The sequence below is a fragment of the Pseudomonas frigoris genome, from assembly GCF_047758635.1.
Taxonomy (GTDB): Bacteria; Pseudomonadota; Gammaproteobacteria; order Pseudomonadales; family Pseudomonadaceae; genus Aquipseudomonas; species Aquipseudomonas frigoris.
Window position 1 is genome coordinate 1,250,495 of sequence record NZ_CP180479.1, and the last position, 15,373, is coordinate 1,265,867.

Annotated in this window: 11 protein-coding genes; 9 read left to right on the top strand and 2 right to left on the bottom strand. The window is 59.1% G+C overall.

All coding sequences use genetic code 11. The annotated features are described in order from the left end of the window. Positions 1-7: 7 nt before the first annotated feature. The 3 genes from ACMXYH_RS05640 (at position 8) to ACMXYH_RS05650 (ending at position 6,832) form a co-directional block, all read left to right on the top strand. Positions 8-1,375: a DUF1329 domain-containing protein gene (locus tag ACMXYH_RS05640; protein ID WP_415766547.1), complete on the top strand. Its 1,368-nt coding sequence runs from the start codon at positions 8-10 to the stop codon at positions 1,373-1,375. A gap of 306 nt (positions 1,376-1,681) precedes the next feature. Beyond that, the gene (locus ACMXYH_RS05645; protein WP_415766548.1) at positions 1,682-4,237 is read left to right on the top strand and encodes a LuxR C-terminal-related transcriptional regulator; all 2,556 of its coding nucleotides are present in this window, start codon (positions 1,682-1,684) and stop codon (positions 4,235-4,237) included. Between the two features lie 189 nt (positions 4,238-4,426). Beyond that, positions 4,427-6,832, top strand: coding sequence for a dermonecrotic toxin domain-containing protein (locus tag ACMXYH_RS05650; RefSeq protein WP_415766549.1), 2,406 nt, complete (start codon positions 4,427-4,429; stop codon positions 6,830-6,832). Between the two features lie 3 nt (positions 6,833-6,835). On the opposite strand, the gene ACMXYH_RS05655 is transcribed toward ACMXYH_RS05650, so the two are convergent. Beyond that, positions 6,836-7,627 carry an IclR family transcriptional regulator gene (locus ACMXYH_RS05655; RefSeq protein ID WP_415766550.1) on the bottom strand — a complete coding sequence of 264 codons (792 nt, stop codon included), beginning with the start codon at positions 7,625-7,627 and terminating at the stop codon, positions 6,836-6,838. A 165-nt stretch (positions 7,628-7,792) separates the two neighbouring features. On the opposite strand from ACMXYH_RS05655, the gene hmgA reads away from it, so the two are divergent. From hmgA to maiA, 3 genes are read left to right on the top strand one after another with little or no spacing between them, the layout of a single operon-like run. Next, entirely contained in the window at positions 7,793-9,097 is a 1,305-nt protein-coding gene (hmgA, locus tag ACMXYH_RS05660) for a homogentisate 1,2-dioxygenase (RefSeq protein WP_415766551.1), read from the top strand. Positions 9,098-9,100: 3 nt separating this feature from the next. Further along, a complete protein-coding gene (gene fahA / locus ACMXYH_RS05665) occupies positions 9,101-10,405 on the top strand; it encodes a fumarylacetoacetase (protein WP_415766552.1) in 1,305 nt (434 codons plus the stop codon). A 12-nt stretch (positions 10,406-10,417) separates the two neighbouring features. Beyond that, the gene (maiA, locus tag ACMXYH_RS05670; protein WP_129438374.1) at positions 10,418-11,053 is read left to right on the top strand and encodes a maleylacetoacetate isomerase; all 636 of its coding nucleotides are present in this window, start codon (positions 10,418-10,420) and stop codon (positions 11,051-11,053) included. 108 nt (positions 11,054-11,161) lie between these two features. On the opposite strand, the gene ACMXYH_RS05675 is transcribed toward maiA, so the two are convergent. Further along, positions 11,162-11,965, bottom strand: a complete 804-nt coding sequence (locus tag ACMXYH_RS05675; protein WP_415766553.1) for a SirB1 family protein — start codon at positions 11,963-11,965, stop codon at positions 11,162-11,164. A gap of 183 nt (positions 11,966-12,148) precedes the next feature. Between ACMXYH_RS05675 and ACMXYH_RS05680 the strand changes: the two genes are divergently transcribed. The 3 genes from ACMXYH_RS05680 (at position 12,149) to ACMXYH_RS05690 (ending at position 15,357) form a co-directional block, all read left to right on the top strand. Continuing rightward, positions 12,149-13,168, top strand: coding sequence for a Glu/Leu/Phe/Val dehydrogenase family protein (locus tag ACMXYH_RS05680; RefSeq protein WP_415766554.1), 1,020 nt, complete (start codon positions 12,149-12,151; stop codon positions 13,166-13,168). Positions 13,169-13,283: 115 nt separating this feature from the next. Then, on the top strand, positions 13,284-14,378 hold the full coding sequence (gene pdhA, locus ACMXYH_RS05685; RefSeq protein WP_415766555.1) for a pyruvate dehydrogenase (acetyl-transferring) E1 component subunit alpha: 1,095 nt from the start codon (positions 13,284-13,286) through the stop codon (positions 14,376-14,378). Then, on the top strand, positions 14,371-15,357 hold the full coding sequence (locus ACMXYH_RS05690; protein WP_415766556.1) for an alpha-ketoacid dehydrogenase subunit beta: 987 nt from the start codon (positions 14,371-14,373) through the stop codon (positions 15,355-15,357). The genes pdhA and ACMXYH_RS05690 overlap by 8 nt, the downstream gene beginning before the upstream one ends. Positions 15,358-15,373 lie beyond the last annotated feature (16 nt).

Here is a 15,373-nt window from a genome sequence, read left to right on the forward strand (position 1 = left end):
GATTTTAATGCGCAAGATGATTCTGCAATGCGGCGCCCTGGCCTTGAGTCTACTGGCTGCCAACGTGATGGCGGCGGTCTCGCCTGAAGAAGCCAACAAGCTTGGCGCCAGCCTCACTCCGCTGGGCGCCGAGAAGGCCGGCAACGCCGACGGCTCGATCCCGGCCTGGACCGGTGGTATCCCGAAAAATGCCGGCGCGGTGGACAGTAAAGGCTTCTTGGCCGACCCGTTCGCCAGCGAAAAACCGCTGTTCGTCATCACGCCTGCCAACGTCGACAAGTACAAAGACAAGTTGTCGGAAGGTCAGGTCGCGATGTTCAAGCGCTACCCGGAAACCTACAAGATCCCGGTCTATCCGACCCACCGCACCGTGGCCGTACCCCCGGAGATTTACGAGTCGGCCAAGCGCAGCGCGCTGAACGTGAACAGCATCAACGACGGTAACGGCCTGGCCAACTTCACCGGCAACCGCTACTACGCCTTCCCGATTCCGAAGGTCGGCGTCGAGGTGCTGTGGAACCACATCACCCGCTATCACGGCGGCAACCTGCGACGCATCATCACTCAGGTGACCCCGCAAACGAACGGCAGCTACACGCCGATCCGCTTCGAGGAAGAGATCGCCGTACCGCAACTGATGAAGGAACTGGACCCGGAAAAAGCTGCCAACGTGCTGACCTTCTTCAAACAGTCGGTGACGGCACCTGCACGACTGGCGGGTAACGTGCTGCTGGTGCACGAAACCCTCGATCAGGTGAAAGAGCCGCGTCTGGCCTGGATCTACAACGCCGGCCAGCGTCGTGTGCGTCGCGCACCGCAAGTGGCTTATGACGGGCCGGGTACTGCCGCTGACGGCCTGCGCACGTCCGACAACTTCGACATGTTCTCCGGTGCACCGGATCGCTACGACTGGAAACTGGTCGGCAAGAAGGAAATGTACATCCCTTACAACAGCTACAAACTCGATTCGCCGAGCCTCAAGTACGATGACATTGTGAAAGCCGGCCACATCAATCAGGACCTGACCCGTTATGAGTTGCACCGGGTCTGGGAAGTGATCGGTACGGTCAAGCCGAGCGAACGGCACATCTACGCCAAACGCCACATGTACCTCGACGAAGACAGCTGGCAAGTGGCGCTGGCGGACCACTACGACGGTCGCGGTCAGCTGTGGCGGGTGGCCGAGGGTCACGCTCAGTACTATTACGATCACCAGACCCCGGCCTACACCCTCGAAGCGCTCTACGACATCATTGCCGGCCGATACATTGCCCTGGGAATGAAGAACGAAGAGAAGCACAGTTTCGAATTCGGCTTCGAAGCCAAGGCTGCCGACTACACGCCATCGGCCTTGCGCGCCGAGGGCGTTCGGTAAGGGTTTTGATACATCGACAGTACAAAAGGCGACCGGTTGGTTAATGCCGGTCAGTTAAGGGTGTGAACACCGCAACCTCTGTGGGAGCGAGCTTGCTCGCGATAGCGGCAGGTCAGTCAGCATTGATGTTGAATGTTGCGCCGCCATCGCGAGCAAGCTCGCTCCCACAGGTTTTGCACCTTAACTGACCGGCATTAACCGGGTGGTCGCCTTTTTTATGGCTGCCAATCAGCGTGCTGAATACTTCTCAACAAGCGGGTTAGAGAGGGCTAGGGTTGCCGGACAATTATAAAAAGGCACGCCGCAATGACCGCCATGATCCCGTGTCTGGACCGTTCTGGATTTCTGCCCCGTCTGTCCACTCATCACCAGTTGCGGGTTCGCTTGACCGAGCCGTTACTGGCCTCCACGGCCCGGGTGAAATTACTTTGCGCGCCGGCCGGCAGTGGCAAGACAGCGCTGCTCGCCGAATGCCTGTTGCAGGCACCGCCGCAGTGCCGCGTGTTCTGGTTGCCATTGTCTGGCACGGTGTTGAGCGCGGTGGATTTTCGTCATCGTCTGACAGAAACGCTGGGGTTGGCTTCGTCGGGCGAATCCGATTTGCTGGGGTATCTGTCACGATTGCAGACGCCAACCTGGCTGTTTCTCGATGACTATTGCCGCCTGCCAAACCCGGAGCTGGACCTGCTACTGGATCGCATGCTGGCGATCAGCAGCCCGATGCTGACCTGGTGGCTGGGTGCTCGCCGCCGGCCGCCCTGCAACTGGCCACGGCTGTTGCTCGACGATGAGTTGTACGAGTGCGAAAGCACTTCGCTGGCTTTCAAGCCAGGTGAAGTCGAGCAGATACTGCAGCCCTGGGTGCCGGAGCAGGCCAGCAAGGTGGCCAGTCGGATCATCCAGCGCACCGGCGGCTGGTGTGCCGGTGTGCGGATTGCATTGCTGCACAAGTGCGACTGGTCGCGTCAGGACAAACCCCTGGGACGGGCGGACACCTTGCTCGATTACCTGGAGCATGAGTTGTTTAGCTCGCTGACGCCTGAGTTGAGCGAGGCCTGGCGCGTGCTGGCCCACTTGCCCCGCTTCAATGCCCGGCTGTGCGATCACCTGTTCGGGGCCGGAGAGGGCGCTCAGTACTTGCGGACCTTGCAAGCGCTGGGCTGTTTTATCGAACCTTGGGGGGACTCCACCGATTGGCTGCAGATATTCACCCCGTTCACGCAGTTGTTGCGCGATGAGCAATGGCCGGCGGGACGCTCCTGGCATCGGCGTGCCTGCCAATGGTTCTGTACCGAACAGGACTGGAAATCGGCCTTCGAACAGGCATTGCTCGCCGAGGAATACGAAGTGGCGGTCAGCCTGTTGCAGCACTTCAGTTTCGAGCATTTGTTCGAGGAGCAAACGGTGGTGCTGTTGTTGCGTTTGCATGAGCAGCAAGGCGAAGAACTGACGCTGGGCAGCCCGCAATTGGTCGGATTGATTTCAGCTGCGCTGTTATTCGCCGGACGTTTCGAACAGGCGACTGCCTGTATCGCTCATTTGGCGCATTTCACGCCTCAACCCTCGGCGGTGCTTCAGCGTCAACTGATTGCACGTTGGCAGGCCCTGCAGGGTTGGTTGCTGCATTTACAGGGACGAATGGAGGCTTCGCGCGCGCACATTCTTGACGCGTTGAGCGCGCTCGATCCCGAATGTTGGACGGCACGCCTGATGTGTTTGTCCGGTTTGACGCAACAGGCATTGCTAAGGGGCGAACTCGACGTGGCGCAAGCCCACAACCGCGAGGCGCTGTGTCTGGCGCGGGCGCAAGGTTCGCTGGTGTTCGAGGGCCTGATGGAGCTCGATCATGCGCAATGGCTGGAGCAGCGTGGCGCCCCGGCTCGCGCCGAGAGTTTGTTGTTCAACATACATGAACTGCTCTGCCAGCAGGCCGACCGGCCCGCACCGTTGCTTGGGCGTATCGCTTTGCGACGTGGGCGACTGGCGTTAACCATGGGCCAGGATGAACACGCGCGCGAGTGCTTTCAGCGCGGTCTCGAGTTGTGTCTGCGCAGTCACGACAAGCGTGTGTTATATGGATTTCTTGGTCTCGCGCAACTGGCGGCCAATCAGGGGGATTACACCCAGGCGTTTGTCCAATTGCGCGATGCTGAACGGCTGATGCAGCAGCGGCAAATTCCGGATACCGTCTATCGTGGCGTCCTGTTGCAAGTCAGTAGTCAGTTCTGGTTGCAGCAGGGGCGACCGCAACTGGCCCATGAGGCCCTGACGCGGGTACTGCGTCATTATTGTGGACCGCAGGCTCGCCAGGCTCCCCCGGCAACACTGGAGCTTGTTCCGCGGATTGAGTATCTGTTGATTCTGGCCGAGGTTTATCTGCAACAACGCAGCAACGCCGCAGCGCTGCTTCAAACTCTGATCGACAATGCGCACGCCAACGGTATGTACGCTCTCGAAGCGGAATTGCATCTGGCGCGGACCGAAGTGATCTGGCTTCAGGGGGAATCGCATCTGGCCACTGCAGCTTTGCAAGAAGGGGAGCAAATGATCAGCCGCTGCCAAGGGCGGCAAGCGTGGCGCGAGTTGCAATTACGACAACCGCAGTGGCTGCGTATATCTGCAACGGAGGTGTCGATCACTGAACTGTCTGTTGAGGCTCACAGTTCCAGTCCCCTCAGTAAACGGGAACTTGAAGTTTTGCAGTTGATCGCACAGGGCAACTCCAATCAACAGATTGCCGATGTATTGTTCATCTCGTTACATACAGTAAAAACTCATGCCCGTAGAATTAATGGAAAGTTGGGGGTTGAACGAAGAACGCAAGCTGTGGCCAAAGCTAAGTTGTTAGGTGTGTGTTCGTAAAAGTTGTCTGTGTTTGATTTTTTTTATATGTGTTTGCTCTAGTGTGTTTCTGTTTTCGGTAATAAGTTGTTCGCTTCTATAATATTTTGTGCTTTTTGATTCGTGTTGCTTTGCATTGTTCTGGAGTAAGTTTCGCTAAGTGCTTTGACGCCAAGTCAGGCATAAACGTGTTAACAAAGGACGATGAATATGAGCAGTTTATTTGATGCAAAGACGTTGATTGCCAATGCAAGACCTTCGTGGCTGGACGGAATAACTCAGGATGATCGCGAGCACTATTTAAGTCAGGAAGAACGGCTGGTTGCGAGTGAGAGTGAGTTGAAAATACAGTTGGGGCACTTCAGCTCGCTCAAAGACTTTGCCCGTAGTATTGTCAATCAGAACATTAAACTGGAATTTGACCAGGACCGCGATGCCGATGAAATTGTGTGCAATGCCCGTTATACATTCCAGGTGGGAGGGCGGAAGATCGAGCAGGAAGATACTCGTACCCTGACCGAGCAGTTTATCTACGGCCTTTACGAGGAGGGACAAAGGGCCAAACTCGTATTCAAGGGTGATGGACTTCCCGCCGAGCTGAATCAGCAATGGTTTGAAGAGATGATGAGCGCCGATGCCCGGGCTGCCTACGGTGCCCAATTTCGTTCTCAATATCAGCGCCAAGAAGTCATGCAAGCCTTGAAGAACGTCATGATCGAGCGCCTGTTTCTAAGTGCGATGGCTGCTCGCCATCAAGGGCACATCAACGACAAGAGCTTCGCACGGATTGTCTCCGCCGTGCGCGGCGACCAGGCATTCACCATTGATGGCGTGCGCCTCATCGACAACACGCGTGCGCTTCAGCAGTTGATTCTGGTCGCAAGACGCGATGGTCAGGACGGTTTCTTGCTGTATGCGCCAGGCTCGCCAAGCGGACAGGACTGGTACGAATGCCAGGATTTGCGAGGAGTAGGCATACGGGTTGGCGAATGGACAATAGACGGCAAAGGTCGGGACTACCTGACCTGGCAGTCCCACAGTGTGGATCGAGAAGCCATTGCCACCTATCTGAAACAGGTCGAACGTCTGCCGAATAACTGGAAGGGAGTGAGCCTGGTTGCATCGCCTTTCAAAGGCGCTGAAGTACTGACCGCCATCATTGAAAACATTCGCGCCTGGCGAGTGTCCGAGGAAGAGTCCCGGACACCTTACGGTTATCGCACGGCTTCTGACGCTCAACGCGAGAACTTTGCCCGCACTCGGTGTGAACTCAAGGCCTTGCAGGTCATTGCCACACGTGAGGGCGGTTTCATTCCCTACGGCAAGTTCTGCTTCGATCTGATTAAACAGCGTATCGAGCAAGTGCTGGCTGACAGGGGGGAGCGGGCAACGGTCAATCCTGATCGCATCTTTGTATCCGTCAGTTCGCAATTGGGCATGACGCTGACCGAACTGATCAGCACCGAAACGCATTTTTACGCCGATGAAAGACAAACGCCTTGGAGCTATCCGCGATTTACCCTGGAACATGATCATCCGCCGATCAGCAAACTTGATATCCGGGATATTGCCGGCTGGTCGCGTACGCTGCGCCCGGGCGAAAAGTACATCGAAATGCTGCGTTCGAAGCATTTGAATAGAAGCCATCCCGAGGGTGCGCTTAAACGAATGGTTCACCTGGAAGTCCAGCGCCGCCAAATGAAAGTGGGGGTGATGCAGGAACGTTTTAACGGTCGTTTGACTGCCGAGCAGTATCGGCAACTGATGAATGTGATTGAAGCCCTGGAAAAAATTGACACACGACCGTCGCATCCCATGGGTGAATATCCGAGTGATGTTCGCTTCAGCGCAATGTTCAAGTTGCATTTGCGAGAAAAACTGGTGGTCGGCGTATTCGTTTTCCGATTGGTCATTGGTGATCGGATTGAGGAGTTCCTGTATGCGCCTGACGCACCTGACGGCCGACTGATTCGTCCGCATTCGGAGTTTGTATCCGCCGTCAAAAAACTAAAATTCGGCAACTATTTCTATGACCGGGTTCGTTATAAGGATCAGCGGGTGGTGGGTACGTACATCACCGATCTGGAACAGCTTGGCAACTTTAATGAGGCCCCGGTTCTGCGACGCGACAGTCGCGTCAAAGACCTGGGCAGCAGTTATGACGATCTGATTTATTGCACGATTTCCGATGTCGATGAAAAGACCGAAAGCCTTGACGAAGTCATCTTCAAGTTGGTGTTCGGCGCGGTGCAGGCTGCGGCCACCGTTGTCAGCGTGGTTATTCCGCCGGTGGGCATTGCAATGGGTGTGGTGTTGTTCACCAAAAGTGTGCTGGAAGGTGCCGAAGCCTATAACGACGGGGATCGCGCCACTGCGGCAACGCATTTTCTGGATGCACTGATCGAACTGGCGTCGCTGGGCAAGGCGGGGTACAGCGGGTCGCAACCCAGCAAGTTGCAGAAAGACTTTATCGGGTTGCTGGGCGATGTGTACGCAGTAGAGAAGTTGTTTTCCCAGGCAACCGGACAAAAGCGATTGCCTTTACAGGCGCTGGAAGTGATTCAAGGCATTCTTGATGATCCCGAATCCATCACCAGCAAAACAACTATTGTGTAGCTATTAAGGAAGGGTATCTTCGCTCTGATACCCCATCCGCCAACTAACGGCCCGCGTCGCCGCCAGCAATCGCTGCGCCGCCGGGCCGTTTTCGTCGGCGTGGAACAACGATGCCGGGCCAACAATAGTCATCACCGCCGCAACATTCCCGATGGCGTTGAACACCGGCGCCGACAAAGCATCGACCCCCGGCATCAGCAAGCCATGCACATGATGCAGACCGCGTTCGCGGATCTGTTCGCACAAGATGGCGTAGGCCTTTTCATCCGCCAGCAGGTGGTCGGCGACGGCGATCTCCCGTTCGCGCAATTCATCGGTTTCCCGATGTGGCAGAAAGGCGCTGAACACCAGGCCAGTGGACGAACTGAGCAACGGCAACACCGAACCCAACTGAGTCACCACCGTCACCGCGCGCACCGCCGGTTCGATATGCACCACGGTCGCGCCCTGGTTGCCCCACACCGCCAGGAAGCAGGTCTCGTTCAACTCATCGCGCAATTCGGCCAGGGGCAAGGCGCCGACTTTCAGCACATCCATACTGTTGAGTGCGGCGAGACCTACGCGCAAGGCTTCGCGGCCCAGGCCGTAATGGTTGGTGGCAGCATTCTGTTCAGCAAAACCGCTGGCAATCAGCGCCTGCAAATAGCGGTGAACCTTGCTTGCCGGCATCTGCACGTGTTCGGCCAGGCGTGACAACGAGGTGGATGGCGACAACTCGGCCAGGGCCTTGAGGATGTCGGTGCCGACCTCGGCCGAGCGGACTTTCTGTTTATCGTTGCTGCGCGGCGTTTCCATGGAGGCGGTCTGATCCCGGGACGAATGGGCGTCTTTATAGCTTGACGGTCAATACCAATCAAATTACGTTAAGCGTAATCGAATTACGATAAAAACAACCCGGGCGTGCCGAGACCTCTCAAACGGAGCGACAGGCCATTGCCTACTCCCTGTTCAGGAGGCTCCATGAACCTCGATTCAACGGCGCCCGCGCTGGCTTATCAGTCCGGCTTCGGCAACGAATTCAGCAGCGAAGCGTTGCCCGACGCACTGCCCGTCGGCCAGAACTCCCCGCAAAAAGCCCCGTACGGTCTCTACACCGAACTGTTCTCTGGTACCGCGTTCACCATGGCCCGCAGCGAAGCGCGGCGCACTTGGATGTACCGGATTCAGCCGTCGGCCAATCACCCGGCATTCGTCAAACTGGATCGGCAACTGGCTGGCGGCCCGTTGGGTGAAGTGACCCCCAACCGTCTGCGCTGGAACCCGCTGGATGTTCCGACCGAGCCAACCGATTTCATCGACGGGCTGGTGAGCATGGCCGCCAACTCGGGCGCGGAAAAACCAGCCGGGATCAGCATTTATAGCTACCGCGCCAACCGCTCCATGGAGCGCGTGTTTTTCAACGCCGACGGCGAACTGCTGTTGGTGCCTGAGCTGGGACGCTTGCGTATTGCGACCGAATTGGGCGTGCTGGAACTGGAACCGCTGGAAATCGCCGTGCTGCCGCGCGGTCTGAAATTTCGCGTCGAACTGCTCGACCCGCAAGCTCGCGGCTACATTGCCGAGAACCACGGCGCGCCGCTGCGCCTGCCCGACCTGGGGCCTATTGGCAGCAACGGTTTGGCCAACGCGCGGGACTTCCTGACCCCGGTCGCGCATTACGAAAACCTCAAGCAACCGACCACGCTGGTGCAGAAATTCCTTGGCCAATTGTGGGGCTGCGAACTCGATCATTCGCCGCTGAACGTGGTCGCCTGGCACGGCAATAACGTGCCGTACAAATATGACCTGCGCCGTTTCAATACCATCGGCACGGTCAGCTTCGATCACCCGGATCCATCGATCTTCACTGTCCTGACGTCGCCGACCTGCGTCCACGGTCTGGCCAATCTCGACTTCGTGATCTTCCCGCCACGCTGGATGGTCGCCGAGAAAACCTTCCGTCCACCATGGTTCCACCGCAACCTGATGAACGAATTCATGGGCCTGATCAAGGGCGAGTACGACGCCAAGGCCGAAGGTTTCGTGCCCGGCGGCGCGTCCTTGCACAGTTGCATGAGCGCCCACGGCCCGGACGGCGAAACCTGCACCAAGGCGATCAACGCCGAACTCGCGCCAGCGAAAATCGACAACACCATGGCCTTCATGTTCGAGACCAGCCAGGTGCTGCGCCCGAGCCGTTTCGCGCTGGATTGCCCGCAACTGCAAAACAACTACGATGCCTGCTGGGCCACGCTGCCCGCCACTTTCGACCCGCCCCGGAGATAACCCATGACTCAGACTTCCATCACTCGTAGCTGGGTTGCCTCCGCCAACGGCCATGCTGATTTCCCTCTGCAGAACCTGCCGCTGGGCGTGTTCAGCGTGAAGGGTTCGGCACCGCGCAGTGGCGTGGCCATTGGCGAACATATCTTTGATCTGGAAGCTGCACTGGACGCCGGCCTGTTCGATGGCGTCGCAAAAACTGCAGTCGAAGCCACCCGTGGCGGTCAGCTGAACGCGTTCTTCGAACTGGGTCGTGAAGCTCGCGTTGCCCTGCGCGAACGCCTGCTGGAACTGTTCAAAGAAGGCAGCACCCTGCACGGCAAGATCGAAGCCCAAGGTGCAAAATTGCTGCCACTGGCGGCGAATTGCGAGATGCACCTGCCAGCGAAAATCAACGACTACACCGACTTCTACGTCGGCATCGAGCACGCGCAGAACGTCGGCAAACTGTTCCGTCCGGACAACCCATTGCTGCCGAACTACAAGTACGTGCCGATCGGCTACCACGGCCGCGCCTCGACCATTCGCCCGTCCGGCACCGACGTTCGCCGTCCGAAAGGCCAGACGCTGCCAGCCGGCCAGACCGAGCCGACGTTTGGTCCATGTGCACGTCTGGATTATGAGCTGGAGCTGGGCATCTGGATCGGTCAGGGCAACGAGATGGGCGACTCGATCGCCATCGGTGACGCCGCCGATCACATCGCCGGTTTCTGCCTGCTCAACGACTGGTCGGCGCGAGACATTCAGGCTTGGGAATACCAGCCGCTGGGGCCGTTCCTGTCGAAGAGTTTCATCACCAGCATCTCGCCGTGGGTGGTGACTGCCGAAGCGTTGGAGCCGTTCCGTCGTGCTCAACCGGCACGTCCGGAAGGCGATCCGCAGCCGCTGCCGTACCTGTTCGACAAGCGCGATCAAGCCGCGGGCGCGTTCGATATCGAGCTGGAAGTGCTGCTGCTCACCGAAGGTCTGCGCGAGCAAAAACTGCCGGCCCATCGCCTGACCCTGAGCAATACCCAACACATGTACTGGACCGTGGCGCAAATGGTCGCGCACCACAGCGTCAACGGCTGCCAGTTGCAGGCCGGTGACCTGTTCGGTTCGGGCACCTTGTCGGGGCCGGAAAACGGTCAGTTCGGTAGCCTGCTGGAAATCACCGAGGGCGGTAAAAAGCCGATCGAACTCGCGTCCGGCGAGGTGCGTAAGTTCCTTGAAGATGGCGACGAAATCATCCTGCGCGCCCGTTGCAACCGCGAGGGTTTTGCCTCCATCGGTTTCGGCGAATGCCGCGGCAAAGTGCTGCCGGCGCGCTAAGAGGATCGGGTCATGGAACTCTATACCTACTATCGTTCGACTTCGTCCTTTCGGGTGCGCATTGCGTTGGCGCTCAAGGGGCTGGATTACCAGGCGCTGCCGATCAATCTGATCGCACCGCCAGGTGGCGAACATCGACAGCCGCCGTATCTGAGCATTAATCCGCAAGGCCGAGTGCCGGCCTTGCGCACTGACGAAGGTGAGCTGTTGATCCAGTCGCCGGCGATCATTGAATACCTGGAAGAACGTTATCCACAGGTGCCGCTGCTCTCCAAAGACCTCGCCGCTCGCGCCCATGAGCGTGGTGTGGCGGCAGTGATTGGTTGCGACGTGCATCCGCTGCACAACGTCAGCGTGCTCAATAAACTTCGGCAGTTGGGGCACGATGAACCGCAAGTGGTGGAGTGGATCGGGCACTGGATCAGCCAAGGATTGGCGACGGTGGAGCAGTTGATCGGCGATGAGGGTTATTGCTTTGGTCCGACGCCTGGGCTGGCGGATGTTTACCTGATCCCGCAGCTGTACGCGGCCGAGCGCTTCAACATTTCACTTGAGGCGTATCCGCGGATTCGTCGAGTGGCGGCGTTGGCGACCATGCACCCGGCGTTCATCAAGGCGCATCCGGCGAACCAGCCAGACACCCCTTAAAAACATCAGATCAAAAGATCGCAGCCTCGTTTCACTCGACAACTCCTACAGGAAATCGCGACCCCCTGTAGGAGCTGTCGAGTGAAACGAGGCTGCGATCTTTTGCTTTTAATGGACGATGGAGTTTGGCGGCAGGTGCCCTAATCGCTCAGTCAGGCGAATCCGCTGGATCGGGTCGTCACTGAGCAGCAGGGCATGCTCCAGGTCAAAGCGTTCGGCGTTCGGGCAATCCAGCCGTTGATAGAGGCTGGCCCGGGCCAGGTAGTCGGAGGCACTGGCATTGCCCAGTTCCAGCACACGTTCGGCGTCGATCAGGGCGCCGATGTAGTCATCGTTAGAAAGGTGTAACTGACGCAGGTTGCGCGACAGCCGCTGCAGCATTTGCACCGGCTCGGCGGTGAGCAAATGCTCGGCGCCAAGCTGCATGTTCGGGCCGTACTGGCGTTGCAGCAACTCCCGGCAATCGTTGGGGTACAACCGACGCCCGCCGCAAGGGTCGAGCAAGTGATCGGCGCCCGGTACCCGCAGCAGGAAATGCCCAGGGAAGTTGACTCCAACCATGGGGATTTCCAGACCTTTGGCCAGTTCCAGGGCAATCAATCCCAGACTCAGCGGCTGCCCACGTCTGCGTTCCAGCACTTTATTGACCAGCGCGACTTGCGGACGCAATGGCGTGGAGTCGTCCTGAGCGAATCCTAGGTCATTCATACGCCGTAACAACGGCTGGGCCAACTCGCTGACCGGCAACATCGGCAAGCCATAACTGACCCGTTGTTGCAGGTCCTTGAAATCGTTCAGCACCGCCTCGGGGTTTACCTCAGTGTCGTGTTCGGCGGCAATCCACAGCGCCGCCTCGAACAGCGCAGGCGGTGAACGTTGCAGGCAGTCGAAGAAACGTTGGCGGGGGGTCATCAAAATCTCCGGGTAATGCCTCGTTTTAGCCCCGTCTCCGCCATTCGTCCAGTGCCGCACAGAGGCGGTTGCAGGTTATGTCCGAAAGTCTGCATGGCGGCGTCGCTTATTCCGGTGCGCTTCTGCAATTTTCGGGCGCAAGCCTATACTGGCGACTACAAGAAGTGATTCGGGAGCCCTACGATGTTCGCTCTCATGCAAAGCACTCGCCTTGAATCCCTGCATCTGAGCGTCGACTCGGTCACCGGGTTGAAGGCGGTCATTGCCATTCATAACAGCCGTCTGGGGCCTGCCCTCGGCGGGTGTCGTTACCTTGCCTATCCCAGCGACGAGTCCGCCGTCGAGGATGCTGTGCGCCTCGCCCAAGGCATGAGTTACAAGGCGGCGCTGGCTGGCCTGGCTCAGGGTGGCGGCGTTGCAGTGATTGTTCGCCCGGTCCATGTGGAAAACCGCGCCGCGCTATTCGAAGCCTTCGGGCGTTGCATCAATCAGCTCGACGGCCGTTACATCACCGCCATCGACAGTGGCACCTCCGTGGCGGACATGGATTGCATCGCCCAACAGACCCAGCACGTCACCAGCACCACCTCGGCGGGCGACCCAGCACCGCACGCGGCGATGGGCGTGTTCACCGGTATTCGTGCCACCGCCATGGCCCGGCTGGGCAGCGATAACCTCGAAGGCCTGCGAGTGGCGATTCAAGGGCTCGGCAACGTTGGTTTTGCCCTCGCCGAACAACTGCACGCCGCCGGTGCCGAGCTGCTGGTCAGTGACATCGATCACGGCAAAGTGCAATTGGCGATGGAACAACTCGGCGCTCACCCGATCGCCAACGAGGCGCTGCTCAGCACCCCTTGCGACATTCTCGCGCCCTGCGGCCTCGGTGGCGTGCTCAACAGCCACAGCGTGACGCAATTGCGCTGCGCGGCGGTGGCCGGTTCGGCGAACAACCAACTGACCCATCTGGAAGTCGCTGATCAACTGGAGCGGCGGGGCATTCTGTATGCGCCGGATTACGTGATCAATTCCGGCGGGCTGATCTACGTTTCGCTCAAACACCGCGGCGAAGAGCTATCGACCATCACCGCACACCTGTCGAAAATCAGCTCCCGGCTGACCGAAGTCTTCGCCCATGCCCAGGCGGAAAAACGCTCGCCGGCCCGAGTGGCTGACGAATTGGCGGAGAAAGTGCTGTATCGATGAGCTTGGACCGATGAAGGAGTGAGGGCCTATCCGGCAGACTTGCCCCCAAGGCCTGGCGCCACAAGCGTCAGGCTTGACTGACGCACGCTGACGCGGCGTGCCAGGAGCCCCTGTGATGCCTCACAAGGTTGAGCTGCCTTACACCCGATTTTTATCCCCTGACGGCCAATTGCTCGGCGAACTTCCTGCCTGGGCCGACGATTTCAATTTGCTGACGCGCCTTTATCGGCAGATGGTCCTGACCCGCCTTTTCGATCAGAAAGCCGTCGCCCTGCAACGCACCGGGCGCATCGGCACTTATGCGCCGACGTTGGGCCAGGAAGCTATTGGCGTCGCCGTCGGCAGCGTGATGCACGCCGAAGACGTGCTGATTCCGTATTACCGTGACACCGCCGTGCAGTTGATGCGTGGGGTGCGAATGGAAGAAATCCTCCTGTACTGGGGCGGTGACGAGCGCGGCAGCGACTTTGCCGAACCGGCGGCGGCCCAGGACTTTCCGATCTGTGTGCCGATTGCCACCCAGGCCCTGCATGCCTGCGGCGTTGCCAGTGCATTCAAAATCCGCGGTGAACATCGAGTCGCCGTCACCACCTGCGGCGACGGCGCCACCAGCAAGGGCGATTTCCTCGAAGCCCTCAACGTCGCCGGTGCCTGGCAGTTGCCGGTGGTGTTCGTGGTCAATAACAACCAATGGGCGATCTCGGTGCCACGGCGAATTCAGTGCGGCGCCCCGACGCTGGCACAGAAAGCCATCGGTGCCGGGTTCCACGGTGAGCAGGTCGACGGCAATGACATGCTCGCGGTTTACGACCGAGTGCAAGTGGCCCTCGAAAGGGCGCGTCACGGTAAAGGCCCGGTGTTGCTGGAATGCCTGAGCTATCGCCTCGGCGACCACACCACCGCCGACGATGCCACACGCTACCGGCCGGCGGACGAGGTCAAGCAGGCCTGGCTCGAAGAACCGGTCAAACGCCTGCAACGCTTCATGGTCGGCCAGGGCGTGTGGGACGAAGGCCGCGAACAGGCGCTGATCAGCGAATGCCAGGGGCTGGTGCAGCGCGCTGTGGATAACTTCGAGGCGGCGGGTATTCAGGCGCCCGAATCGGTCATGGATTACGTCTACGCCCAATGGCCGACGTCCCTCGCCGGGCAGCGTGAAGAGTTACTCGAACGGGCGGCGCGCCGCGCGGGAGATTCGAGCCATGAGTAACGGCAAATTCACGTTGCTGGACGCGGTGAATCTCGCGTTGCATCGGGCCATGAGCGAAGACGAGAACGTCATCGTCCTCGGTGAAGACGTCGGGGTGAATGGCGGCGTGTTCCGCGCCACCCAAGGGCTGCGCGACAGCTTTGGCTTCAAGCGAGTCATCGACTCGCCGCTGGCCGAAACCATGCTCGGCGGACTGGTGGTCGGCATGGCCGCGCAGGGCCTGAAACCGGTGGTGGAAATCCAGTTCATGGGTTTCATCTACGCGGCCATGGAACACCTGGTGTCCCACGCCAGCCGCATGCGCAATCGCACGCGCGGGCGGATCACGTGCCCGATGGTCATGCGCACGCCGATGGGCGCAGGGATTCGCGCGCCGGAACATCACAGTGAAAGCACTGAAGCATTGTTCGCGCACATTCCAGGGCTGCGGGTGGTAATTCCGTCATCGCCGGCCCGGGCCTATGGCTTGTTGCTGGCGGCCATCGATGACCCTGATCCGGTGGTGTTTCTCGAACCGACCCGGCTCTATCGCATGAACCCCCAACCTTTGCTGGACGATGGAAAACGCCTGCCGCTGGACAGCTGTTTCACCCTGCGCGAAGGCAGCGACATCACGCTGATCAGTTGGGGTGCCAGTGTGATGGAAACCCTGCAAGCCGCCACCGCATTGGCCGAACGGGGCGTCTCGGCGGAAGTGATCGATGTCGCGAGTATCAAGCCGCTGGACCTCGACACCCTGGAAGCCTCTGTACGCAAGACCGGTCGTTGCGTGATCGTTCATGAAGCGCCGCGCTCCTGTGGTGCCGGTGCGGAAATCGCCGCGAGCCTCTACGAAAGGGTGTTGCTGGAATTGCAGGCACCGATTCAGCGGGTTACCGCGCCGGATATCCCGCCGCCGCTGTATCGACTGGAGTCGCTGTACATGCCCAACGTCGAAGACATTCTTCAGGCCTGCGACAACGTACTTCACTTTTCCTGAACCCAAGGAGGCCGCG